Annotated in this window: 22 protein-coding genes and 1 other RNA gene; 16 read left to right on the plus strand and 7 right to left on the minus strand. The window is 45.6% G+C overall.

The genetic code is table 11. The features are described from left to right. Positions 1–185: non-coding RNA, 6S RNA (ssrS, locus tag R7E51_RS12120), on the minus strand. A gap of 8 nt (positions 186–193) precedes the next feature. Next, complete coding sequence (locus tag R7E51_RS12125; RefSeq protein ID WP_005384553.1) at positions 194–502, minus strand: cell division protein ZapA; 309 nt, start codon at positions 500–502, stop codon at positions 194–196. A gap of 249 nt (positions 503–751) precedes the next feature. Here R7E51_RS12125 and R7E51_RS12130 point away from each other — a divergent pair, with 249 nt between their 5' ends. From R7E51_RS12130 to R7E51_RS12140, 3 genes are read left to right on the plus strand one after another with little or no spacing between them, the layout of a single operon-like run. Continuing rightward, positions 752–1,330, plus strand: coding sequence for a YecA/YgfB family protein (locus R7E51_RS12130; protein WP_005380976.1), 579 nt, complete (start codon positions 752–754; stop codon positions 1,328–1,330). A gap of 23 nt (positions 1,331–1,353) precedes the next feature. Further along, the gene (gene ubiH, locus R7E51_RS12135; protein WP_017633555.1) at positions 1,354–2,532 is read left to right on the plus strand and encodes a 2-octaprenyl-6-methoxyphenyl hydroxylase; all 1,179 of its coding nucleotides are present in this window, start codon (positions 1,354–1,356) and stop codon (positions 2,530–2,532) included. Positions 2,533–2,563: 31 nt separating this feature from the next. Continuing rightward, positions 2,564–3,772, plus strand: coding sequence for an FAD-dependent 2-octaprenylphenol hydroxylase (locus R7E51_RS12140; protein ID WP_017633554.1), 1,209 nt, complete (start codon positions 2,564–2,566; stop codon positions 3,770–3,772). A gap of 65 nt (positions 3,773–3,837) precedes the next feature. Here the strand turns inward: R7E51_RS12140 and R7E51_RS12145 are convergent, their stop codons facing one another. From R7E51_RS12145 to ygfZ, 3 genes are all read right to left on the minus strand, one after another. Beyond that, a complete protein-coding gene (locus R7E51_RS12145) occupies positions 3,838–4,044 on the minus strand; it encodes a DUF1107 domain-containing protein (RefSeq protein ID WP_005380970.1) in 207 nt (68 codons plus the stop codon). Between the two features lie 638 nt (positions 4,045–4,682). After that, positions 4,683–5,156 carry an aminoacyl-tRNA deacylase gene (locus R7E51_RS12150; RefSeq protein ID WP_005384562.1) on the minus strand — a complete coding sequence of 158 codons (474 nt, stop codon included), beginning with the start codon at positions 5,154–5,156 and terminating at the stop codon, positions 4,683–4,685. Continuing rightward, positions 5,149–6,117 (minus strand): tRNA-modifying protein YgfZ, encoded by a 969-nt coding sequence (gene ygfZ, locus R7E51_RS12155; RefSeq protein ID WP_025768842.1) that lies wholly within the window; start codon positions 6,115–6,117, stop codon positions 5,149–5,151. Before ygfZ ends, R7E51_RS12150 begins: the two co-directional genes overlap by 8 nt. Positions 6,118–6,306: 189 nt before the next feature. On the opposite strand from ygfZ, the gene R7E51_RS12160 reads away from it, so the two are divergent. Together R7E51_RS12160 and R7E51_RS12165 are read left to right on the plus strand one after the other, a co-directional pair. After that, on the plus strand, positions 6,307–6,567 hold the full coding sequence (locus R7E51_RS12160; RefSeq protein WP_005380951.1) for an FAD assembly factor SdhE: 261 nt from the start codon (positions 6,307–6,309) through the stop codon (positions 6,565–6,567). Next, a complete protein-coding gene (locus tag R7E51_RS12165) occupies positions 6,536–6,997 on the plus strand; it encodes a protein YgfX (protein ID WP_238939353.1) in 462 nt (153 codons plus the stop codon). The genes R7E51_RS12160 and R7E51_RS12165 overlap by 32 nt, the downstream gene beginning before the upstream one ends. Positions 6,998–7,019: 22 nt before the next feature. Here R7E51_RS12165 and nadB read toward each other — a convergent pair whose 3' ends face one another. Further along, positions 7,020–8,633 (minus strand): L-aspartate oxidase, encoded by a 1,614-nt coding sequence (nadB, locus tag R7E51_RS12170; protein WP_005380947.1) that lies wholly within the window; start codon positions 8,631–8,633, stop codon positions 7,020–7,022. A 554-nt stretch (positions 8,634–9,187) separates the two neighbouring features. On the opposite strand from nadB, the gene rpoE reads away from it, so the two are divergent. From rpoE to acpS, 11 genes are all read left to right on the plus strand, one after another. After that, entirely contained in the window at positions 9,188–9,766 is a 579-nt protein-coding gene (rpoE, locus tag R7E51_RS12175; protein WP_005380946.1) for an RNA polymerase sigma factor RpoE, read from the plus strand. Between the two features lie 26 nt (positions 9,767–9,792). Beyond that, a complete protein-coding gene (locus R7E51_RS12180; RefSeq protein ID WP_005380944.1) occupies positions 9,793–10,419 on the plus strand; it encodes a sigma-E factor negative regulatory protein in 627 nt (208 codons plus the stop codon). Next, the gene (rseB, locus tag R7E51_RS12185) at positions 10,416–11,375 is read left to right on the plus strand and encodes a sigma-E factor regulatory protein RseB (RefSeq protein WP_005380941.1); all 960 of its coding nucleotides are present in this window, start codon (positions 10,416–10,418) and stop codon (positions 11,373–11,375) included. Before R7E51_RS12180 ends, rseB begins: the two co-directional genes overlap by 4 nt. Positions 11,376–11,377: 2 nt before the next feature. Next, positions 11,378–11,848 carry a SoxR reducing system RseC family protein gene (locus tag R7E51_RS12190; RefSeq protein ID WP_017821629.1) on the plus strand — a complete coding sequence of 157 codons (471 nt, stop codon included), beginning with the start codon at positions 11,378–11,380 and terminating at the stop codon, positions 11,846–11,848. Between the two features lie 158 nt (positions 11,849–12,006). Continuing rightward, the gene (gene lepA, locus R7E51_RS12195) at positions 12,007–13,800 is read left to right on the plus strand and encodes a translation elongation factor 4 (RefSeq protein ID WP_005384577.1); all 1,794 of its coding nucleotides are present in this window, start codon (positions 12,007–12,009) and stop codon (positions 13,798–13,800) included. A 104-nt stretch (positions 13,801–13,904) separates the two neighbouring features. Then, complete coding sequence (gene lepB / locus R7E51_RS12200) at positions 13,905–14,804, plus strand: signal peptidase I (RefSeq protein ID WP_005380933.1); 900 nt, start codon at positions 13,905–13,907, stop codon at positions 14,802–14,804. Between the two features lie 21 nt (positions 14,805–14,825). After that, positions 14,826–15,503, plus strand: a complete 678-nt coding sequence (gene rnc, locus R7E51_RS12205) for a ribonuclease III (protein WP_005380932.1) — start codon at positions 14,826–14,828, stop codon at positions 15,501–15,503. Then, a complete protein-coding gene (gene era / locus R7E51_RS12210) occupies positions 15,496–16,458 on the plus strand; it encodes a GTPase Era (RefSeq protein WP_005380931.1) in 963 nt (320 codons plus the stop codon). The genes rnc and era overlap by 8 nt, the downstream gene beginning before the upstream one ends. 115 nt (positions 16,459–16,573) lie before the next feature. Continuing rightward, positions 16,574–17,305 carry a DNA repair protein RecO gene (gene recO / locus R7E51_RS12215; RefSeq protein WP_005384578.1) on the plus strand — a complete coding sequence of 244 codons (732 nt, stop codon included), beginning with the start codon at positions 16,574–16,576 and terminating at the stop codon, positions 17,303–17,305. Next, on the plus strand, positions 17,302–18,036 hold the full coding sequence (gene pdxJ, locus R7E51_RS12220; protein WP_206958362.1) for a pyridoxine 5'-phosphate synthase: 735 nt from the start codon (positions 17,302–17,304) through the stop codon (positions 18,034–18,036). The genes recO and pdxJ overlap by 4 nt, the downstream gene beginning before the upstream one ends. 10 nt (positions 18,037–18,046) lie before the next feature. After that, a complete protein-coding gene (gene acpS / locus R7E51_RS12225; protein WP_012841407.1) occupies positions 18,047–18,427 on the plus strand; it encodes a holo-ACP synthase in 381 nt (126 codons plus the stop codon). Positions 18,428–18,496: 69 nt separating this feature from the next. Here acpS and barA read toward each other — a convergent pair whose 3' ends face one another. Next, entirely contained in the window at positions 18,497–21,295 is a 2,799-nt protein-coding gene (gene barA, locus R7E51_RS12230) for a two-component sensor histidine kinase BarA (RefSeq protein WP_005383774.1), read from the minus strand. Positions 21,296–21,446: the final 151 nt, after the last annotated feature.

A 21,446-nucleotide genomic window follows, 5' to 3' on the forward strand; every position in this document is an offset into this window, starting at 1 on the left:
GAATACCCCAGGGTGCCGTTGAGGATTGTGGCCCTTGAACCAGCTGGTTCAAGGCGGATCAGCAATGACAACCGTAGGCTTCTCGGTGCATGCCGAGCTTGCTCAATAGTTACCAAATACTAACCCTTAGGTATTGCTTATCGGCTCAGGGACTTAGATCCTGCTGACGCACACCCCAGGGTAAATTTTGTATTTACTGCTGTCCTTGCGTAACTTTGCTTAGTGCGTTCTCTAAAGACGCGGTGAGCTTTTCCATTCGCTCAGTAATTTCTTGCTGTTGACCATTGGATTCGTATGACTTGGTGTGCAACTCATAGCAAATATTCAATGCAGCAAAGGTCAGCAGTTGGATTTCATTGGTTACCTTAGTACGTTCGCTCATTTCTTTCAATCGGCGATCCAGATCTTTTGCCGCTGCAACAAGAGACTCTTCTTGTCCTGTCGGACAATTCACACGTGTAAGTTTGCCTAATATTTCAACGTCGATCGCTTGATTGCTCATGATGAATAAACTCTATATTCGCGCTATCTAAGGTGTTGCTTCATACAACTACCGAGGAGCAAACTATAGGAAAACCGCTATTAAGATTCAAGCATTTCCCATCACAGAAAGAGAAATGATGACGAGATCACACAGGAATTGGGCAAATTGAACAAATGCTGTCCAAAATTGAATTTGATAGCCGTTTCAGACCACTAACCTTGATGGTAGGATATACCAATACATTATTACGCAAGAATGAGCCAAGTTATGAGTGAAATCACCCTTCCTGAATACCAATCTATTGCTGCTGAACTGCAATCGGCAAGCCTGGCTGTGACACCGGCGGAGTTACATGGCTTATTTGTTGGCATGTTAAGTGGTGGATTGGCGATCAATGATCAAACTTGGCAGCCGATTCTTTTTGACTACACCAATGATGGGATGGGGTGGCCCTCGACAGCACTCACTTTTGCTCAGAGCATATTCAACGTTACTGTTAATGAGCTTACTGGCACATCAATGGAGCTGTCTTTACTATTGCCAGATGAGCCGGGCGAAGAAGGCTTATTCGCATTAGCCGACAGTGTGTCCGACTTTGTAAACCACTTTATTTCTGGGTTAGGTCTAGCAGGCGTTGCGCTTAATAAAGCATCTGATGACGCTAAAGAAGCACTGGCTGACCTAGAAGAGATTGCCAAATTAGGCATCGATGAAGATGACGATCTTGGTGAACAAGCGCAATTGCTAGAGCAAGTGATTGAGCACATCAAAGCTTGCGTACTAACGATTCATGCTGAATTTGGTGTTCGTCCTGAAAGCAGCGACAAAAAACCTACTATTCACTAATCGTAGACCGTCCAGAGGTTAGTATGAAGCAATATGATGTAGTCATTGCTGGTGGTGCCATGGCTGGTGCAACGTTAGCATTGGCGATTGACCATTTGTCTCAGGGAAAGCTCCGCATTGCCGTCGTTGAGCCTTTTAAAGCACAATCAGATATGCACCCTGGTTTTGACTCTCGCTCAATCGCATTGTCTTACGGTACTGTCAATCTGTTGCGTCAACTACAGCTCTGGACGTCAGTAGAACCGTTTGTCACACCCATTGAACATATCCACGTTTCTGACCGTTCTCATGCTGGGATGACGGAGATTACCAAGCAAGAGGTTGGGGTTGAAGCTCTAGGGTATGTTGTAGAATTAGCCGATGTTGGGCGTGTATATCAAGAATTATTAGACAGCAGCGAATCAATTACGCTGTTTTGTCCTGACTCCGTTACCGATATCGAGCGCGAGCAAAACTGTACCCATGTGACGTTGAAAAGTGGTGAGCAACTTGAAGCAAAACTGCTGGTGGCTGCAGATGGTGCTGTTTCGACCTGTTGTCAGAAAATTGGTCTAGAACTTTCTGAGCAAGATTTTGAACAAGTGGCTGTCATTGCCAATATTGTGACTCAAGAACCTCATCAAGGTAGAGCCTTTGAACGTTTTACTGAAAATGGCCCTGTTGCTTTATTGCCAATGAGTGACAATCGAATGTCCTTAGTTTGGTGTTTGCACCCTGAAGAAGCCCAAGCCGTTCTTGAGTTATCTGATCAAGCATTTCTCCAGCATTTACAGAACGATTTTGGTTGGCGTTTAGGCGCGATGAAAAAAGTGGGGCGTCGTGCAAGTTACCCATTGCTTCTTCGCCATCGAAAGCAAAATATTTCACATCGCTTTGCGATTGTTGGAAATGCGGCGCAAACGCTGCACCCGATAGCTGGACAAGGCTTTAATCTCGGTATTCGCGATGTAGTCTCACTAGCAGAAGAAATTGTGCACCAAAGTGAGGATGTGGGTCTTTATCAAGGCCTGATGCGCTTTAGTCAACGTAGAGAAGCAGATCGAAGCGAAACTATTTGGCTAACCAGTGCCTTGGTGCATGTTTTTTCAAATGATTTACCCGCGATGCGAATTGGCCGAAATACTGCCTTAGCAGCGATGGATAACCTTTCTATTTTTAAGCAGCCGCTACTACGCCATACACTTGGCTTGGTAAAACGATGAACGGCCGCACTGAATTAGGTAATAAAAAGCAATGATGCAAAGTGTAGATATCGCCATCATCGGCGGAGGGATGGTTGGGTTGGCACTTGCTGCCGCGTTCAAAGACAGTGATCTGCGTGTCGCCGTTATTGAAGGTAAAGTGCCAGATGATTCGTTGAAAGAATTGCCCGATGTTCGTGTGTCTGCGCTGAGCCGCTCTAGTGAGACGATTTTGCGTAAACTTGGTGCTTGGCAGGGCATAGAACAGCGCCGAGCTTCACCTTACCATGGCATGGAAGTATGGGAACAAGATAGCTTTGCCAGTATTGAATTTAATGCACAAAGTATGGCACAACCTGATTTAGGGCACATTGTTGAGAATCGTGTGATTCAACTTGCGCTGCTTGAACAAGTCCAAAAGCTCGATAACGTCACTATGTTTATGCCTGCACGTTGCGCGACTCTCGCGGTCGGTGAGCAAGAAAGCTGGCTGACGCTCGATAATGGCCAAGCCATGACCGCTAAATTAGTGGTCGGAGCCGATGGGGCGAATTCGTGGCTTCGCCATCAAATGGATATTCCATTAACGCATTGGGACTATGGTCATCATGCTTTGGTCGCGAATGTCAAAACTGCTATGCCACACAACAGCATTGCGCGCCAGATATTTACTCCTCACGGACCGTTGGCATTTTTGCCAATGTCGCAACCAAATATGTGCTCTATTGTTTGGTCCACGGAGCCAAATCGAGCAGAGCAGTTAGTGGCGATGAGTGAACATGATTTCAATAAAGCGTTGACGAGTGAGTTTGATGCTCGACTTGGTCTATGTGAAGTAGTGGGAGAGCGTGCTGCGTTTCCTTTGAAAATGCGCTATGCGCGAGATTTTGTCGTCGAGCGAGTCGCGCTGGTTGGTGATGCGGCCCATACCATTCACCCATTAGCGGGGCAGGGTGTGAATTTGGGTTTATTAGATGCGGCCAGTCTTGCTCAAGAGGTGTTAGCACTTTGGAAGCAGGGACAAGATATCGGTAGTAAACGCAACCTAAGAAGCTACGAGCGTTGGCGAAAAGCGGAAGCGGCAAAGATGATCGCTACTATGCAAGGGTTTCGAGATTTGTTCTCTGGCGAGAACCCAGCTAAGAAGCTCGTTCGTGGCATTGGCTTAAGTTTAGCGGGGCAACTGCCGGGAGCGAAAGATGAGATCATGAAGCGCGCGCTTGGTTTAAAGGGACACTTGCCGGATCTGGCGCGTCAGTAAGTGCAAAGCGAACTTCAAATACACAAAAGGCTGGTTAATCCAGCCTTTGTTTTATCAACATTTTGCTAAGCATATGCGCATCGGAGTTTCATTATTTCTTGATTGATCTCTTTGACCGCTCGGAAATGGCGTTGCTCTGCTTTCTCCGGCAGTATTAACTTACCGTTATCAAACTCGAATCTACCGACCCCGTAAATATAAATTCTTCCTTTAAAAAGACGACTTATATGTTTAGCAATCATACTTGGTGTATAGCGCTTAAACAGTCTCATATTTACTTTCCTTTTATCTAACCTAGCCTAGGTATTCTACGTTCTGGACGCGAAAATTATTGTGACAGCAATAGTATTAAATACAGATGTAGGGTGTTGCGTCAGAGAATTGTGTTGTCTTAGACAATTTGACAGTGTCATCTCTTAAATAGCGTGAGGATTACCCCAAAAATAACCTCTCTAAAGGAACCCTTACCCAATACACTCCTTTTTACGTGACGCATTAAGCAATAGTTTTGTTACAGAATTAAGAATAGAACGAAAACGGTTGTTTGCTAGTTGTTTCTATTAAGGTCGTGCTTCGCGTAACACACTTTACGTTCTAACGATTAGAGGAAATGAAAGAGAAAAAGTTCCACGTAAAAAAAAGCCCGCTTCAGCGGGCGAATAGTCACAGATGCATTACACAAAAGTGGATAACTAACTGCATGAATGCTGTCACTCAGCTAGCTGACTCACTTTATATTGGTTAAGTGCTTGTTTGAAACTTAACCAACAAATTCAGCATATACGAGTTTTATCTTTGTGACTATTTATGTTTTATATGTGATTAAAAATTCTCATGTCTATTTTTGTAGATATGAGCGAGATCACGCAGTGATAGAAACACTACGTGTCATTACATTGTTTTTAGACGATTAACGACAGATCTCAGCTACGGTCGGCTGACACAATTGGATAAGATCTTGGATAGAAAGCGCCAGTCCAGCCATGCGATCGCCACTGCTGATCGTGACTTCCTGTTCTTCTAGTAAGCTAGGGTCGAACACGATTGGCATATGACGTTTTAGTAGCAGAGGAGTGACAGTACCAATTTTGTAACCAGTGATGGACTCAACATCGGCTTGATCAACACAAGTCATCCGGCGACATTTCAGTAACGAGCGCACTTTTTTGGGATCAACGCTACGATCACCTGGCGCACAGGCGAGTGCATATTGATTACCCATGTCTCGTAGCAAGATTGCTTTCACCATTTGAGAGGGGCGAATGCCGCGTTGGTGCGCGGCATCCTCAATGGTGGTTGCTGGTCTTTGATGCGGTAACAGACGAAACGGAATGTGTTGGTCTGTGAGAAATTGCATCAAAGGAGTATTGATTGTATTACTCATCATCAAGACTGTAAGGCAGTGATTCGATTGTCCATTCACATTCTGGTTGCGCAACCAAACGAAGACGAGTGTCCTCATCGAGATTATTAGGCAGCACGATCAGGCCAATCGCGTGATTGTCACTGAACTGGTAGTGATTTAATAAAGCACCTACTGAACGCCAGTTTTCACCTACGCTGCGTTCGAGCTCAATTGGTTCGTCACTGAATGGAGCAGAAGTTGCACCTTTTACGATATACATCGCACGTTTATTGGTACCGCGATACTTCGCTCGTGCTACCGTTTCTTGTCCCGTGTAGCAGCCCTTTGTGAAGCTTATGCCTCCTAAAGCTTGCACGTTAAGTGCTTGTGGAATGTGAGCATTCTGCGCGGATGCAGAGACAAATGGTAAACCTGCCTCAATATCGAAACGATTCCAAAGCTCATTTGTCGTAAAGACAGCGTCGGTAGTTTCAACGATTTGCTGTGCTTCTGGCGCACTTAATATCAGTAACCAGCGATCTTGTGCAACTTGCACTGCTGTGCCACCGTCAACTGGGCGAACGCTGCCAGTTGTCTTGCTCATTGTTGAAATGAATTCGTCGGCTTTGACGCCAGCAACACCTAAGATAACGTCATCAGAAGCTTCAATCGTTACTTTAGAGAAAATGGCGTATTTCTTTATTTCACTAAGTTCTACGTCAATCGCCGATTTTGGTTGGATCATGCCGTAGCCATCATGATGATGGAAAAGCCGGAACACGCTCCACACTTTGCCTTTTGCATCACAATGTGCGCCCAGTGTTGATTGGTCTTGTTCTAAAGAAACAACATCGCAGGTAACCTGACCTTGTAAGTATGATTTTTTATCATCACCGATCATGGTGATCATGCCGAAGTTATCCAGCAGTGAGATAGATAACTCTGGAAGTGCGTCTTGAGTTGAGAGAGGTAATGCTGAAAAACGAGTTTGCCATTCCATAATTACAATGCCTTTTGAAGATATTTTTCCGCTATGTTATACCCAAATAACCTTGAGATACTAGGGGAGCGATTTACGAATCAACATTTGTCTGCTTTCACTATCGTATTGTGACCCGCACACTAGTGACGTAGCACATCCCTTGTTACACTCCGCACTAACAACAAGACATCTATGAAGGAATAGTGAATGTACACTCCGGAAGAAAAAGCGCGTATTAAATGGGCTTGTCGTCGAGGCATGCTTGAGCTTGACGTAGTAATTATGCCGTTTTTTGAAGAGTGCTTTGATACTCTGAGTGAACAAGAGCAGCGTGACTTTGTTTCTTTACTTGAATGCGATGATCCTGATCTGTTTACTTGGGTAATGGGGCATGGCCGTAGCGAAAATTTAGGTCATGCAGCAATGGTTGATAAAATTGTCGCCCATAACCTCAGCAAAGTTCGTTAATTTTACTGCTTCTCCCTCTCTGACTGCCCGAGTCTTCAATGTTGTACTTTTCTTATTGATGACTTGGGCTGTTATCTTCTCTAGCATTCCGCTCGTATTATCGACTTATTTGTTATTACTGATTGTTAAGGCTCTCTCAAGCCAAGGCCTTGTTCAACCTACAAGTCATGGGCATTGGTATGTGCACTGCGATGGCTCGGTTAGGTTTGATGCCCTTGAGTATGGCGAATACTCGGAAGATATTGAGTCCGAAAAGGGTCATTTACAGCGAGTCGATACATCGGCATCACCATTCAAGATAACATTCCAATTGCAATCTGGCCGTAGTGTTACGATTTGGCGTGATAGCTGTGACGATGAGCAGTATCGTCAACTATCTTTGGTATTACGCCAATGGGAAATGAAACAGGGAGCTAATGCTCCCTGCTGATGTAATAGTTTACTTGGTAGAGTTAAAGCTGTTTAGCTGGAACCAAAATCGTTGGTCCGCTGTTTTCCAGTTGGTTCGGATAGTCAAGCGTGTAGTGCAAACCTCGACTCTCTTTACGCTGCATCGCACAACGAACCATCAACTCTGCTACTTGTAAAAGGTTACGCAGTTCTAATAAGTTGTTCGACACTCGGAAATTGCTGTAGTACTCGTGTGTTTCTTGTTGCAACAGTTGGATACGGCGTAAGGCGCGCTCTAAACGCTTGTCAGTTCGCACAATGCCCATGTAGTCCCACATAAACAGACGAAGCTCGTGCCAGTTGTGCTGAATGATCACTTCTTCATCACTATTGGTTACTTTACTTTCATCCCAACATGGCACCTGTGAGGGTAGCTCAACGTTAGTGTGATGTTTTAGAATATCTTTTGCCGCAGACCAAGCATAAACCACGCATTCGAGAAGTGAGTTTGATGCCATGCGGTTAGCACCGTGCAGGCCGGTGTAGCTAACTTCACCAATCGCATACAAATTTTTCAGATCGGTGCAGCCATTTCTATCCACCATGACACCGCCACAAGTGTAGTGTGCAGCAGGTACGATTGGGATTGGCTCTTTAGTCATGTCGATGCCCAAATCCATCAAACGTGAATAAATGGTTGGGAAGTGTTTCGTAATAAAGTCAGCAGGCTTATGGCTGATGTCGAGATACATACAGTCGGCACCTAAACGCTTCATTTCGAAGTCGATAGCACGAGCCACGACGTCACGCGGAGCAAGCTCTTTACGTTCATCGAAATCCGGCATAAAGCGAGAGCCATCTGGACGACGCAGGTAAGCACCTTCGCCACGCAACGCTTCAGTCAGCAAGAAGTTACGTGCTTCTGGGTGATATAAACACGTAGGGTGGAACTGGTTAAATTCCATATTCGCCACACGACACCCTGCACGCCAAGCAATCGCAATACCATCACCAGACGACACATCTGGGTTAGAGGTGTATTGATAAACCTTTGAAGCACCACCTGTAGCGAGAACCACAAATTTGGCTCGCACGGTTTCGACATGCTCTTCGTTGCGGTTCCAAATATAAGCACCGATAACTTTGTTTTTATCACCGCCAATTTTGTCTTCGGTGATTAAGTCCAGAGCATTGTGACGTTCGAGAACATGAATGTTTGGATGGTTATGAGCGTTATCTTGCAGGGAGGTTTGCATCGCCATACCTGTCGCATCTGCCGCGTGAAGAATACGACGACGGCTATGACCACCTTCACGAGTTAAGTGGTAGCGAGGTTCATCGTCAGAGTCATCTTCTTCACGATCAAATGGGACACCACCGTCAATCAACCACTGTACACACTCTTTTGAATGCTCAGCAATGAACCTTACGGTCTCCTCATCGCAAATACCATCCCCGGCGATTTGCGTGTCTTCAACGTGTGAATCAATGGTGTCTGACTCATCAAATACGGCAGCGATACCGCCTTGAGCATAGTAGGTTGCCCCTTCGCTGCGTGGTCCTTTACTCAGCACCATCACCTTACAGTGGTTAGCAACGCGCAAAGCCAACGACAAACCTGCCGCGCCACTCCCTACCACTAATACATCACACTCATGTTCACGATTTGTGTTCATATAACTTTTATAATCCCAAGCTAAGGTAACAAAGTTACCTTGTGTATTATTTGCACACCATGTGCATTCCATTATCGCGACATCTGTCGCTAAGGGCTAAGTTGGGAGACCTATCGACGTCCGTGTTACGGCGGTGACTGAGCCACTCTTCTTTTTCATGCAGAGCATGAGCATGCTTCCTAAGTTATAATTTGTAACGCGGTGTTCAGATAGCCATTAGCCATGCAAATGAAAAGTAATAGTTTGTCAATGCCATTGCTTTTCCATGCTCGACCCAGCACAATCTGGGACAGAGATCATTCATTATACCCATTTCCCTCCAAGATGCTCGCTTGTCAAACTTAGACTAAAGTCAGGCAGCGGTGGTCATTTGGGTACAGACATCACACTGTGAAAAAACAATGACAAAAAACTTGAGAAACCATGGAACTTTCTCATTCACGTTAGGGTCACAATAGTGCTCAAGTAAGCAGTGGTGTCAATACTACGTTTTGCATAATTAGTACCCATATCTGAGAAGAGTAGGGGCATAACAAATAGGAGTATCCGCTCGAATGAACGAGCAGCTGACCGATCAAGTATTGATTGAGCGAGTTCAGAATGGCGATAAGCAAGCATTCAACCTGTTGGTAACAAAGTACCAGAATAAGGTATGTAATCTTATTTCCAGATACGTTAGTAATCCTGGCGATGTACCAGATGTAGCACAAGAAGCGTTTATTAAAGCTTACCGAGCTATCCCTAGCTTTCGTGGGGAAAGTGCGTTTTATACGTGGCTGTATCGCATTGCAGTGAATACTGCGAAAAATCACATTGTTGCTCAAGGGCGTAGACCTCCAGCGACAGATGTCGATGCTGAAGATGCTGAATTTTACGAAACAGGTAGTGCACTTAAAGAAATATCGAACCCTGAGAACTTAACGTTGTCCAAAGAATTGCAACGGGTGGTGTTCAGTGCAATCGAAGCTTTACCTGAAGATTTAAAAACCGCAATGACATTACGAGAGCTCGATGGCTTGAGTTATGAAGAAATTGCAGAAGTGATGGATTGCCCGGTAGGAACGGTACGATCGCGTATCTTCCGTGCTCGTGAGGCGGTGGAAAAGAAAATCAGACCTCTTTTGCAACGCTAGTACAAGTAATAACTATGGTGAAAATAATGGCTGACAAAGAAAAACTTTCAGCTCTCATGGATGGAGAATTGGTCGATAAGGCTTTAATTCAAGAGTTAGAGCAAGACCAAGAGAGCCGTGATGCTTGGCAGAACTATCACCTGATTGGTGATGTGATGCGAGGCGAAGCGCCAGCAAAACCTGAGTGGAATATTGCTGAAAGCGTGGCGTTAGCGTTAGAAGATGAACCTGCACACCGTGCGTTTGATTCGCACAGTGCAAATGTTATCTCAATTGCGGATACGCCAAAAGAGTCGCAACCAGAACCGCAAAAAGCAAAACGTCAGTTGCCAGGTTGGTTGACGCAGTTTGGTCAAGTTGCTGTTGCTGCATGTGTATCGCTTGTTGTTATTTTAGGTGTACAGCAGTACGGTGGTAGCGATTCAATGTCGCCGCAAACAGATCAATTACCTGTATTGCAGACGGTTCCGTTTGCTGGCAGCGCAGAACCAGTGAGTTTGACTCGTGAGTCTGTAGAACGTTCTGTAGGCGAGGCAAATATGCAAGAGCAGCGCAAGCGTGTTCATGCTATGCTGCGAGACTACGAATTGCAGTTACGAATTAACAGTGATGCATCTCAACAAGATGCAAATCTGAATCCGGATATTGAATGAAAAAATTTCTGATCAGCGCTTGCGCTCTGTTCAGTATGATGTCTTCTCAAGCCTTTGCTGGTGATAAGCCAGCGGAGGCTTTATTGCATCAAATGAGCGAGGCGAGTAAGAATTTAAGTTACGAACTCTCTTATATCCTTATCAAAAAGAACAGCATTGAGCCGTTGCTGTATCGTCATGCCACGCATGGTGACGATCAATATGCTCATCTTGTCTACTTAAGTGGCCCAGTGCGTGAAGTGATTCGTCGCGGAACTGAAGTAAGTTATATCGAAACGGGTTTAGAACCGTTCACCATCGAGTCAGGTAAAATGGTCGCTCCGACTATGCCTATGCTCAACACCAATATCGATGAGCTAAACTTGTATTACGACTATGTAAAAGTGGGCAGAGCTCGTGAAGCTGGTGTGGCAACACAAGTGCTGCGTATTGTTCCTAAAGACGGTCTGCGCTATTCATACGTACTATGGATCGATGAAAAGAGTAAATTGCCGTTACGTGCCGACCTTGTGGACCGAGATGGTGAGATGCTTGAACAATATCGCACTATTTCTTACACGGTAAACCCAAAAATCGCAGAGTTAATGAGTGGCCTGCAAGATGTTCAATTACCTGCTGTTCTCACCATGCCAAAAGGCGATATTGGGACCAGTAATTGGCAGGTTGGTTGGATCCCTGAGGGTTTCGAGCCGAACGAGCTCAACCGCTATCGAATGGCCGTTACTAACCAAATGGTGGAGAGTCAGCTGTATTCTGATGGTCTGTTTAGCTTCTCTGTTTACGTAGCAAACAAGGATGAGCATTCGTTAAAAGGGCAGTTGGTTCGCCAAGGCAGAAGAACGCTACACAGTTTTGTGAGCGGTCAACATGAAATCTCTGTTGTAGGAGACATTCCACCGACCACAGCACAGCGTATCGCCCAATCAGTCACATTTAATGTAACAAAGAGTAAATAACAATGATGACCGCGTTGGCTACCGTGACAGACGTGCATCGTCGCGGCAAGCAATACGAAATTGATTTAAGTTGCGAACAGCAGACCAGTTGCAGTAGTTGCTCTTCACAGAAAAGCTGTGGAACGGGCGTTGTTACTAAAGCCATTGGTAACAAGAGTTTATCTTGGCACCTGCGCACGGATAAATCGGTGAAAATAGGTCAAGTCGTCGAGATTGGTTTTCCTGAGTCAAGCCTAATAAAATCAGCAATGGCGGTTTATTTACTGCCATTGTTTGGTTTGATTATCGGCGCGATGTTTGGTCACTTCCTATTAGCGCCGCTGACAGCCGGCGGGGAAGGCATCATCATATTGGCATCGGTATTGTTTGCCGCTGGTGGAATGTGGATCGCAAAATGTGTTTCTCGTCCGTTAGAAGATGAATCCAAGCGCCAAGTTACCCTCGTTCGGGTACTTGGAGAGCCAATCCAGTAAGTGCTGTCCCCCTCCACTAAAGGTTATTTGGGTATGTACTTTAAATTACGTGCGCCCGTTAACGAAATTCGGTAGAATCTGCCAACTTGATTGAAATGCCGTCAGTAGATGGCGTTTCTTACTGTCCCTATTTGTAAAGAGTTAGTCACCCTAAATCTATGAAGCACATTCGTAACTTTTCGATTATCGCCCACATCGACCATGGTAAGTCGACCCTATCAGACCGTCTAATCCAAGTTTGTGGCGGGTTAACCGATCGTGAAATGGCCGCACAGGTTCTGGATTCTATGGATCTTGAACGTGAGCGTGGCATCACCATCAAATCTCAGAGTGTGACGCTAAACTACACCGCTAAAGACGGTGAGACGTATCAGCTGAACTTCATCGATACTCCGGGGCACGTTGACTTTGCATATGAAGTATCACGCTCTCTAGCGGCTTGTGAAGGTGCGCTATTGGTTGTGGATGCGGGTCAAGGTGTTGAAGCTCAAACACTGGCTAACTGTTACACCGCGATCGAAATGGATCTAGAGGTTGTGCCAATCTTGAACAAGATTGACCTACCAGCAGCCGATCCTGAGCGTGTAGCGGAAGAAATTGAAGAAATCGTTGGTATCGATGCAATGGAAGCAACCCGCTGTTCTGCGAAGACAGGCATCGGTGTTGATGACGTTCTAGAGAACATTGTGTCAGCGATTCCAGCACCGGAAGGTGATCCAGATGCGCCACTACAAGCGCTGATCATAGACTCATGGTTTGATAACTACCTTGGCGTTGTTTCTTTAGTGCGTATTAAAAACGGCGAACTGAAGAAGAACGATAAGATCAAAGTGATGAGTACGGGCCAAGTTTGGGGTGTAGATCGTCTTGGTATCTTTACGCCAAAACAAGTAGATACCGATATCCTTCGTACTGGTGAAGTAGGTTGGGTTGTTTGTGGTATCAAAGACATTCTTGGTGCCCCTGTTGGTGATACGCTGACTCTAGCGAAGAATGGTTGTGATAAACCGCTACCAGGCTTTAAGAAAGTTAAACCTCAGGTTTACGCAGGTCTGTTCCCTGTATCTTCTGACGATTACGAGAACTTCCGCGACGCACTAGGCAAACTAAGCCTAAACGACGCATCGCTATTCTACGAGCCAGAAAACTCTGCAGCACTAGGCTTTGGTTTCCGTTGTGGTTTCCTTGGCATGCTACATATGGAAATCATCCAAGAGCGTCTAGAGCGTGAATACGACTTGGATCTTATCACCACAGCACCAACGGTAGTTTACGAAGTTGAGAAGACGGATGGCGATCTGCTGTATGTTGATAGCCCAGCAAAACTACCAGCGATCAATGATATTGAAGAAATTCGTGAACCGATTGCGCGTTGTAATATCCTTGTGCCTTCAGAGTACCTAGGTAATGTAATCACCCTGTGTGTTGAAAAGCGAGGCAGTCAAGTTGATATGGTTTACCACGGTAACCAAGTCGCTGTGACTTACGATATTCCAATGGCTGAAGTGGTACTGGATTTCTTCGATCGTCTGAAATCAACATCACGCGGTTACGCATCTTTGGATTACAACTTCCAGCGTTTTGAAGCTTCGAACATGGTACGTGTAGACGTTCTTCTTAACGGTGATACTGTTGATGCATTGGCGATGATTACACACAAAGATCAGTCTCAGACTCGCGGTCGTCAGTTGGTAGAGAAGATGAAAGAATTCATCCCTCGCCAAATGTTTGATATCGCAATCCAAGCGGCAATTGGTAACCACATTATCGCTCGTTCAACGGTAAAACAGTTGCGTAAGAACGTTATTGCGAAATGTTACGGCGGTGACGTAAGTCGTAAGAAGAAACTTCTGAAGAAACAGAAAGAAGGTAAGAAACGCATGAAGCAGATCGGTAACGTTGAGCTGCCTCAAGAAGCGTTCCTAGCCATCCTTCACGTAGGTAAAGACTAAAGTTGAACTTTGTCTCACACTTGTCGGTCTTAAGACGTTAGATATTAAAATAAGTGAAAGGGTTTCGGCTCTTTCACTTTCGTATTTTTAGATAAGGGAATTTAATGGCGAATACATTCTCACTGATGTTGGTTATTGCGACTTTGGTAACTGGCGTGGTTTGGCTATTGGAAAAGCTGGTTTTCGCGAAAAAGCGTCAGGAAAAACTGGCTGAGATTCAAGCTCAGACGTCTAATGGTTTGGATGCAGTGACCTTGCAAAAAGTTGAGCGTCAGCCTTGGTGGGTTGAAAATAGCGTCTCTATTTTCCCTGTGATCGCGTTCGTTTTAGTATTACGTTCTTTTATCTACGAACCATTTCAAATCCCATCAGGCTCAATGATGCCTACCTTGCTGGTTGGCGATTTCATTTTAGTTGAGAAGTACGCGTACGGTCTAAAAGACCCAGTATGGCGTACTCAGCTAGTGGAAACTGGTAAGCCTGAGCGTGGTGATATCGTGGTATTCAAATACCCACCACAACCAAGTGTGGACTACATTAAGCGTGTAGTTGGTTTACCTGGTGATATCGTGCGTTATTCAAGTGATAAGCAGCTTTGCGTGCAAAGCCAAGGCGAATCGGCATGTAAGCCAGTTAAACTGAGCAATGTTGAAGAAAGTCAGTTTAGCTCGAACGGTATTCCAATGATCCAACTGGATGAAAAATTGGGTAACGTTGAGCACAATATTTTGGTTAACCCTCTTGTGCGTAACCGCGTGGAGCAATATTTCCCACGCAGCGGCACGACAGAGTGGGTTGTACCACAAGGTCAGTATTTTGTGATGGGTGATAACCGTGACAACAGTGCTGACAGCCGTTACTGGGGCTTTGTTCCAGAAGCAAACTTAGTCGGTAAAGCTGTCGCGATCTGGATCAGCTTCGAGTTTGATCGTGGCGCAGATAGTGTTCTACCTTCATGGATTCCAACTGGTGTGCGTTTTAACCGCATCGGTGGCATTCACTAACCATTCAAATATCGAGAGAGTATGAATTCTCCAATTGATAAACTAGAGAGAAAGCTCGGCTACCAGTTTCAAGATGCCGGGCTTATCAATTTGGCGCTGACGCACCGCAGCGCCAACAGTAAGCACAATGAACGTCTTGAGTTTCTGGGCGATTCAATTTTAAGTTTTGTCATCGCTGATGATCTGTACCATCGTTTCCCAAAAGTGAACGAAGGTGACATGAGCCGCATGCGTGCTACTTTGGTTCGCGGACATACATTGGCGGAACTGGGTCGTGAATTCGATCTAGGAGATTATTTAAAATTAGGTCCAGGTGAATTGAAGAGTGGCGGTTTTCGCCGAGACTCTATTTTAGCCGATGCGGTTGAAGCCATTATTGGCGCAATTTACCTAGACAGTGATCTTGAAGTTGTGCGAGGCATTGTACTGAGTTGGTATCAGTCACGCCTTGAAGCCATTAAACCAGGCGTTTCACAGAAAGATCCGAAAACTCGCCTACAAGAGTTCCTACAAGGCAGAAGAAAACCGCTGCCTGTCTACACAGTGACTAATATTAAAGGTGAAGCGCACAACCAAGAGTTCACGGTTGAGTGCGAAGTAGCAGGTGTGGATAAGCCTGTAATCGGTAAAGGCACCAGCCGCCGCAAGGCAGAACAAGCGGCTGCTGAAACAGCACTTGAGCAATTAACAAATGGCTGATAACGAATTCGATATCGATGCGTTTTTCGCATCACAAGGTGAGCCAAGCTCGCCAGAAAACCAACACTGTGGCTTTATTGCTATTGTTGGTCGTCCAAACGTAGGTAAGTCGACACTTTTGAACAAGATTTTGGGTCAGAAGATTTCGATCACCTCTCGTAAGCCGCAAACGACACGCCACCGTATTATGGGTGTGGATACGGACGGCGATTACCAAGCGATTTACGTCGACACGCCTGGACTTCACATTGAAGAAAAGCGTGCGATCAACCGTTTGATGAACCGTGCTGCTAACTCGTCATTGAGTGATGTAAACCTTGTGTTCTTCTTAGTCGATGGTACGCATTGGACTAAAGACGATGAGATGGTACTGACCAAACTTCAAAAATCGAACTTCCCAGTTGTGCTTTGTGTAAACAAAGTCGACAACGTACAAGATCGTAACGACGTGATGCTACACATGGCGGAGATGTCTAAGAAGATGGACTTCGTGGATGTTGTGCCAATCTCTGCCAAGCAAGGTAAGAACATTGACGTACTGCGTAAGCACGTGCGTAATCACTTACCTAAAGCAACGCATCACTTCCCAGAAGAATACGTGACTGACCGTTCTCAGCGTTTTATGGCGTCTGAGATTGTGCGTGAAAAGCTGATGCGCTTTACTGGTGAAGAGCTGCCATACTCAGTAACGGTTGAGATTGAACGTTTTGATTACAACCCTGAAACCGACGGTTTCCACATCAATGCCTTGATTCTTGTTGAGCGTAATGGCCAGAAGAAAATGGTGATTGGCAAAGGCGGCGAGAAGATTAAAACCATTGGTCGCGAAGCGCGTTTAGATATGGAAGAATTGTTCGGTCGTAAGGTTTACCTAGAAACTTGGGTAAAAGTGAAATCTGGCTGGGCAGACGACGAACGAGCGTTGCGATCGTTGGGTTATATAGACGATTTATAATCTTGGCTGCGAAGGTGCTTCGCTCCAACATCGATGAAAAATCAGTATCGATTAAAATAAGGAGCCGCTCGGCTCCTTATTTTTTATTTCACACTTTTTAGGCACAATGACTTAGATGAGTAATCTGTCTTCCGAAGGTTTACAGCGCTGTTTTGTATTGCACCGACGCCCTTACAGTGAATCGAGCTTAATCCTTGATGTATTTAGTGAGGAATATGGCCGAATGACTTTAATGGCCAAAGGCGCGCGCAGTAAGCGTTCGAACTTAAAAGGCGCATTGCAACCTTTTACCCCGCTATTACTTAAATGGTCGGGGAAAGGCTCAATGAAAACTTTGCGTCAAGCCGAGCCGATAAGTCTAGGTTTGCCGTTAACGGGCATTAATCTCTACTCAGCCATGTACGTCAATGAACTGATTGGCCGTATTTTGATGGCTGAAGTGCCGATGCCAGCACTATTTCATGATTATTTGCATGCTTTAACCGAGTTGGCGCACAACGAGAACCCTGAGCCTGCACTGCGTCGTTTTGAGTTAGCCTTGCTGTCTGCGATGGGGTATGGCGTGGATTTTTTGCATTGTGCAGGTACCGGCGAGCCCGTCGATCCAGAAATGACCTATCGTTACCGGGAACAGAAAGGGTTTATTGCTTCGGTTAGGCGCGATAACCTCACGTTTTTAGGGAATGAACTGATTGCTATCAGTGAGCGGCGGTTCGTCACTAAAGAGCAGCTAAAAGCGGCAAAACGCTTTACACGTATAGCCTTAAAGCCGTATCTTGGCGGCAAACCTTTAAAAAGTCGTGAATTTTTCATTCAGACCCCCAGAGCACGGAGTAACGGAAAATGAGCTCAATTTATTTAGGCGTCAATATCGACCATATTGCCACTCTACGTAATGCACGTGGTACAAGATACCCGGATCCTGTTCACGCTGCTGAAATTGCAGAGCGTGCAGGCGCGGACGGTATCACTATCCACTTACGTGAAGACCGTCGCCATATTTTGGATCGTGATGTACGTATTCTGCGTGAAACCATTCAAACGCGTATGAATCTAGAGATGGCAGTGACGGACGAAATGGTTGAGATTGCGCTGCAAACTAAACCAGAGTTTGTGTGTCTAGTGCCTGAAAAGCGTGAAGAACTGACGACGGAAGGTGGCTTAGATGTTGTAGGGCAGCTTGAAAAAATTAAAGCTGCGACGAAAAAGCTGACAGATGCCGGCATTAAAGTTTCGCTCTTTATTGATGCTGACCGTCAACAGATTGAAGCTGCGAAAAAGTGTGGCGCTCCGTTTATTGAGCTACATACTGGCCACTATGCAGATGCGACGACAGAAGACGAACAGCAAGCTGAACTGAAGAAGATTGCTGCTGGTGCGAGTTATGCACATGACCTAGGTATTATTGTTAATGCCGGGCATGGCCTGACTTATCACAATGTCGCACCAATTGCTGCATTACCAGAAATTTACGAACTCAACATTGGTCACTCAATCATTGGTCGCGCAGTATTTGATGGTTTAAATAAAGCGGTTGCTGACATGAAAGCACTGATGATTGAGGCTCGCCAGTCATAGGGCTATCTAGATGGCGATTATAGGGTTAGGGACCGACATTGCAGAAATTGAGCGTATTGAAAAAGCGTTAGCTCGTAGTGGTGAACCTTTTGCTCAGCGGATTCTTTCAGAAGAAGAAATGGCCAAATTCTCACAGCTTAAGCTGCAAGGTCGTTATCTTGCTAAGCGCTTTGCAGTCAAAGAAGCGGCCTCAAAAGCATTGGGAACAGGGATAGCAAAAGGGGTCACGTTTCACGATTTTTCCATCTCGAACGATGCGCTTGGAAAACCAGTGCTCGCATTGACGGGCACAGCCAAGCAAATAGCGGATGCGATGGGCGTTAACCACATTCACCTGTCCATTTCCGATGAGCGTCATTACGCTGTGGCGACGGTTATTTTTGAATCCTAGCTTGTAAGTCTTAAACAAAATACTAAAAAGCCAGAGCATTTGCTCTGGCTTTTGTTTCTCTTCAATAGATCACTGTTCAAGGTATAACTTTGCGGTTGTTGTTACTTTAATCATTTCATCTTGCAGCTCGAACATTTCAGGCTCAACTTCCTCAAGACTGACCCCTGAGCGCAGTGCTTGCTCAAGCGTCGCACAGAGTGACTTCAGTCTTGGAACGCCACAATATGAACTACTGCCGTGCAGCTTATGGATGACATGAATTAGGTCATCACGGGAGATATCTTCTTGCTCCAGAGCTTGGTCAACGACTGCTTCTACTTCAGGGATGAACTCAATCAACATGCGCAGCATGTCTTTAGCGAGATCCTCTTTATTCGCGCTCTGTTTTAAGGCTGCTTGCCAATCAATAATCACATCCTGCTGAGGCGAAGAAACGGGTTGTGGTGCGCTTCCTTCAGGTTCATCAACGTATGAAGGGGCGACTTTGCCAATGCTCTCTGTACAAGCATTTGGGTTCCAGTGAACCAAAACCTGTTGCAGCACATGCTCTTCAATAGGTTTGGTCAAGTAGTCATCCATTCCTGCTGAGAGCAAGCGGTCTCGTTCCCCTGCCATGGCATGCGCCGTTACAGCAATCACTGGCGTGTCTTTATTTAACTCCAACTCTTTAATGTGCTTACAAGCGGTCACCCCATCCATTTGTGGCATTTGGATATCCATAAAGATTAAATCGTACTTTTTCTCTGTCGCCAGGTTCACCGCTTGCTGGCCATTGCTACAGGCGGTGACGGTTTCTACTCGTTCGCGGAGCAGTGCAGAGATCAGCTTCAAGTTTGCAGGGTTGTCATCCACTGCTAGTACAGTCAGAGGTAAACGGTCCCCTTCGCTTGGCGTAATTGGAGCGCTTAATACAGGTGGCGATTCTACATGTTCGCTAATCAGGCTTTGTAGCAACTTACGGCGAGACAATGGCTTCGTCAGGCACTGGACGTGATGCTCTGTCATTATTTGGTCCGCAAGCGCCAATTCGGTACTCGGTGTCCCTAGGAGAACACTCGGAGCCATACGTTTCGCTTGTTCTATCCAAGGTGTAATAACTTCCGCATCGTGAGTCTGGTTGGCCGCTAAATTCAACAATACATAATCATATTGTTCTTCGTTGTTTGGTAGCGAAGAGCGGTAGGTTACTAAAATACCCTCCTGACTAAGAATCTGTTGGGTTACGGATGCGGCTTGCATGTTTGGTTCAATCAGCAGTAACTGCTTCCCAGTCAGAAGTTCCACTTCAATCAGTTCGCTCATTGGCATCTCGGTTGAGTGCAAGCGCACCGTAAACCAGAAGGTTGAACCTTGGTGTAGACGGCTGGTTAAACTGATTTCGCCGCCCATCTGGCTCACCAGTTTCTGAGTGATGACCAGACCAAGGCCAGTACCACCGTAACGACGTGAAATACTGGCATCCGCTTGGCTAAAGGCTTGGAACAACTGCGCTTGCTGACGCTCAGAGATACCAATACCGGTATCACGCACCATGAATTGCAGTTCGACGGAGTCTCCTGATTGAGAGCGCATTTCTACGCTAACATCAATGTTGCCTCGCTCGGTAAACTTGATTGAGTTACCGACTAAGTTCGTCAAAATTTGCTGAATACGTAGTGGATCCCCAACTAAACCCGGTGGAATTTTAGGGTCCACTTTTAGGGTGATTTCTAACCCTTTCTCATGTGCACTTGTGGCTTGTAGGTTAATTACCTCTTCTAAACTTTCTCGGAAATCAAAAGGAATGTTTTCCAGCGCCAGCTTACCCGCTTCAAGTTTCGAGAAGTCGAGAATGTCATTGATGATATTCAGCAGGTTGTTCGCCGACTTCTCAATCGTCTGTAGGTAATCCGTTTGGCTGTTAGAAAGCTGCGTTTTAAGCATTTGACGAGTAAAGCCAATCACCCCATTGAGCGGAGTACGCAGCTCGTGCGACATGTTTGCCAAGAACTCTGACTTAACCCTGGCCGCTTCTTGCGCGCGTTTCTTCGCGATATCCAGCTCAACGTTCTGAATTTCTAGCTGCTCAAGCGTTTCACGTAAGTCGGACGTGGCTTGGTCTATACTGTGCTGCATCTCCACGTGATATTCTGATAACGATACCGCCATGGCGTTGATGCCATTTTTTAGCTGGTCTAACTCCCCGTGCATTTTGCCTTCGATACGCACATCAAGGTGACCGCGGCGAATGCGGTCAACGACATTCTTCATGTGGGTGATAGGTTGGGTCACATCGTGCATTAGACGTGAAGCAAACACACTTGCTAAGCCAAGACCGAGAACCAGAACTAAAAACGCAGAGAAGACTTCTTGATACTGTTGCAGCCTCAAGGAGGAGAGATCTAACTCGACGGCGATGTAACCAATCGCTTTTGTGCCTTGGCTTTCGTTCGACAACTCCGCTAAGTAGTGACCTTCTGACAAAATGGGGACACGCAATATCAGTGAGTTTTCGTAGATTTCCGAATTACCCAGTTGCGGGATCGGTTTATCTTTGGGAAACATCAAGGCTTCAAAATTAGGATGAAAGTTAGAGGTCACAAAGAGCTCATGATGTTCATCAAATACCGCGATACTACGAACCAGTTTGGAGTTTTTGCGGTGCGCGTAGCTTATCAAGCGACGTACCGCCTCTCGGCTTTCTGATAGTAGATGAGTTTCACTGGCAATCGCCAGCGGCTCAATAATGCTGTTACCAGTGGTGATAACTTGTTTCTCAAGGTCTTGGTAGCGGTTAAATGAGAAAAAGCCGCTCAGTAATAAACCAATAATGAGAGTGGGAGCGAGAGTTAGTGTAATTACACGTGCTCGTAAGCCATATCTGGTCATGTTATCTAATTACATCGGAGTCTGGATATGGGAAAATAACGCATTATTTCTCAAGCGCACGATAAAGCCTTGAGCAAAGAAGTGACGTCACCGAATAAACGGTAAGCATAATCAAGTCACTCGAATCACACAACGGCTGCAATCAAGAATA

Source organism: Vibrio sp. Vb1166 (assembly GCF_033338695.1).
GTDB lineage: Bacteria > Pseudomonadota > Gammaproteobacteria > Enterobacterales > Vibrionaceae > Vibrio > Vibrio alginolyticus.

Excerpts from the sequence above, each read along its gene's own strand:
- acpS (WP_012841407.1), top strand. The coding sequence starts at position 18,047 with ATGGCGATTATAGGGTTAGGGACCGACATTGCAGAAATTGAGCGTATT.
- pdxJ (WP_206958362.1), top strand. The coding sequence starts at position 17,302 with ATGAGCTCAATTTATTTAGGCGTCAATATCGACCATATTGCCACTCTA.
- rnc (WP_005380932.1), top strand. The coding sequence starts at position 14,826 with ATGAATTCTCCAATTGATAAACTAGAGAGAAAGCTCGGCTACCAGTTT.
- era (WP_005380931.1), top strand. The coding sequence starts at position 15,496 with ATGGCTGATAACGAATTCGATATCGATGCGTTTTTCGCATCACAAGGT.
- rseB (WP_005380941.1), top strand. The coding sequence starts at position 10,416 with ATGAAAAAATTTCTGATCAGCGCTTGCGCTCTGTTCAGTATGATGTCT.
- R7E51_RS12140 (WP_017633554.1), top strand. The coding sequence starts at position 2,564 with ATGATGCAAAGTGTAGATATCGCCATCATCGGCGGAGGGATGGTTGGG.
- barA (WP_005383774.1), bottom strand. The coding sequence starts at position 21,295 with ATGACCAGATATGGCTTACGAGCACGTGTAATTACACTAACTCTCGCT.
- R7E51_RS12145 (WP_005380970.1), bottom strand. The coding sequence starts at position 4,044 with ATGAGACTGTTTAAGCGCTATACACCAAGTATGATTGCTAAACATATA.
- R7E51_RS12190 (WP_017821629.1), top strand. The coding sequence starts at position 11,378 with ATGATGACCGCGTTGGCTACCGTGACAGACGTGCATCGTCGCGGCAAG.
- recO (WP_005384578.1), top strand. The coding sequence starts at position 16,574 with ATGAGTAATCTGTCTTCCGAAGGTTTACAGCGCTGTTTTGTATTGCAC.
- lepB (WP_005380933.1), top strand. The coding sequence starts at position 13,905 with ATGGCGAATACATTCTCACTGATGTTGGTTATTGCGACTTTGGTAACT.
- R7E51_RS12130 (WP_005380976.1), top strand. The coding sequence starts at position 752 with ATGAGTGAAATCACCCTTCCTGAATACCAATCTATTGCTGCTGAACTG.
- R7E51_RS12150 (WP_005384562.1), bottom strand. The coding sequence starts at position 5,156 with ATGAGTAATACAATCAATACTCCTTTGATGCAATTTCTCACAGACCAA.
- ygfZ (WP_025768842.1), bottom strand. The coding sequence starts at position 6,117 with ATGGAATGGCAAACTCGTTTTTCAGCATTACCTCTCTCAACTCAAGAC.
- lepA (WP_005384577.1), top strand. The coding sequence starts at position 12,007 with ATGAAGCACATTCGTAACTTTTCGATTATCGCCCACATCGACCATGGT.
- rpoE (WP_005380946.1), top strand. The coding sequence starts at position 9,188 with ATGAACGAGCAGCTGACCGATCAAGTATTGATTGAGCGAGTTCAGAAT.
- R7E51_RS12180 (WP_005380944.1), top strand. The coding sequence starts at position 9,793 with ATGGCTGACAAAGAAAAACTTTCAGCTCTCATGGATGGAGAATTGGTC.
- R7E51_RS12160 (WP_005380951.1), top strand. The coding sequence starts at position 6,307 with ATGTACACTCCGGAAGAAAAAGCGCGTATTAAATGGGCTTGTCGTCGA.
- ubiH (WP_017633555.1), top strand. The coding sequence starts at position 1,354 with ATGAAGCAATATGATGTAGTCATTGCTGGTGGTGCCATGGCTGGTGCA.
- nadB (WP_005380947.1), bottom strand. The coding sequence starts at position 8,633 with ATGAACACAAATCGTGAACATGAGTGTGATGTATTAGTGGTAGGGAGT.
- R7E51_RS12125 (WP_005384553.1), bottom strand. The coding sequence starts at position 502 with ATGAGCAATCAAGCGATCGACGTTGAAATATTAGGCAAACTTACACGT.